Genomic DNA, 1,767 nt, shown 5'->3' with positions numbered 1-1,767 from the left:
GTCAATGCCTATTAGGAATTGGGGCATTATTTTAAACCAATTTTTAACTATATTTGAAAAAAGGGTTCAACTTTAAGAAAGTCAAACCCTCGATAAATTAAGTTTACACACTTAATGGGATAGTGTCTAAAAAAGCGAGCTACCTTTTGTTAAGTAGCTCGCTTTTTTTGATTAATAATTTTTGACCACATTACCTATGTACAGTAACTTTTAACGGTCCACAAGTATTCTGTGTACTTCGGTATGTTTTTCTGTTATTACCTTTAAATAATACATGCCATTTTTTAAGTTGGGAATGTTTAAAGTATAATTCTTTTTATTGGTTAGGTCTTTTTTTGATTTTAATTGTACGCCCTTATCGTTAAACAGCAAAAATTCAACTTCGTAATTGGCATTAAAAGCTTTTGTTTCGTTATTACCCTTCTTTAAAATAGTAAGCTCTGTAGATGTTATTGGGTTTGGTACTACTTTAAAATAGCCACCAAAGCAATAATCGTCTTTCTTAAAATACTTAGTATGTACGCTGTTGCCACAAGCTCCAACATAATCTACATCTATGGCGTAAGTATTACCATAATTCATGTTATTGGGCGTAAAGGCAATTTCGTAAACACCATAAGAATACGATGTCCAACCACTTGGTATCGTGGTATAATTTATACTGTTAACGTTGTTTGAATCCATATTGATTACATATTCTTCGCCATTACAAACTATATAAGGGTCGGAATAAGTACCACTACCGCTTAAATTGTTGTAATAGCTATCACGTACAAAAACATCGTTTGAAGAAATAATTGGCTCTCCAATCCATAATTCTTGAATTACCAAAGTAGGATCTTGACAAACAAAATCAACTGACGCAGTTAAGTTTACACTTCCAAAGTTCAAGCCTTCAATAGTTATGGTAGTAGTACCTTGACCAGAAACAATTCTAGCATTAGAATTACTCAACGACCAAGTTATATTTGCCTCATTAGGCACGTTCAAAGTATAAGCATCCGAATTATTAACGCAAATATTATTATTACCAAGTATTGATGAAATATAATCAAACTCAAATAGGCATGCTGAGTTTTCAGAAATAAAGTTGTTAATTTGATTTTGAGAAAAAGCAGAAAATACAATATTAGCAATATTTCCTCCCTGACACATCACAGTACGTTGAAGATCTGTACCTCCGCAGAAAGAGTTGGGGTCTCCGTTTGGATGAACGGCCCCTAAGTTATGTCCAATTTCGTGAGCTACCGTATAAGAATTACTTTCGTCAACATCCACAGTAAAACTATTTGCATTAGCATCAACACAGACATTACCGATGCCTGAAGTTCTGCCTAATAAACCCCCTAAGTCTTTACCAGTAAACATATGTGTCAAATCTCTTTTTACGTTTCCAAATGTAGTTTGCCATGTATTACCTATCTCACTATTAATAGTTGAACCTGAGGTAGACACATAAGGATCATTGATTGTTGTCCATACATTTTGATGTACTATAACTATTTCCAAATCAAATGTAGTCGCATAAATACCTTCAATATTATTAAATTCAGCTAAAATTCTATCATTAGAATCACCTCCATATTCTTGAAAATACTCAAAATCCGCATCTGTTGCTACTTCTAATATCATACAGTTAGTTTGACCCGTCCTGAATAAAGGCTACATAATTTTAAACATTATGTACAAAAATGACAAAGTAATTAGACGGTATTCCGAATCTTTTAAACTCAAAATTTTAGACGAACTTACCGCAGGAAAATTAAA

Annotated in this window: 1 protein-coding gene; it reads right to left on the bottom strand. The window is 32.8% G+C overall.

Going from position 1 to position 1,767, the window contains the following annotated elements; genetic code table 11:
• Positions 1-210: 210 nt before the first annotated feature.
• On the bottom strand, positions 211-1,632 hold the full coding sequence (locus tag ACFSQS_RS16090) for a zinc-dependent metalloprotease family protein (RefSeq protein WP_388021240.1): 1,422 nt from the start codon (positions 1,630-1,632) through the stop codon (positions 211-213).
• Between the last annotated feature and the right edge of the window lie 135 nt (positions 1,633-1,767).

Source organism: Gelatiniphilus marinus (assembly GCF_042684345.1).
In the GTDB taxonomy this organism is placed as follows: domain Bacteria; phylum Bacteroidota; class Bacteroidia; order Flavobacteriales; family Flavobacteriaceae; genus Gelatiniphilus; species Gelatiniphilus marinus.
This window is presented reverse-complemented; position numbering and strand designations above follow the sequence as displayed.

Bases quoted from the DNA above. Each gene is read 5' to 3' on its own strand.
- ACFSQS_RS16090 (WP_388021240.1), bottom strand. From the start codon at position 1,632: ATGATATTAGAAGTAGCAACAGATGCGGATTTTGAGTATTTTCAAGAA.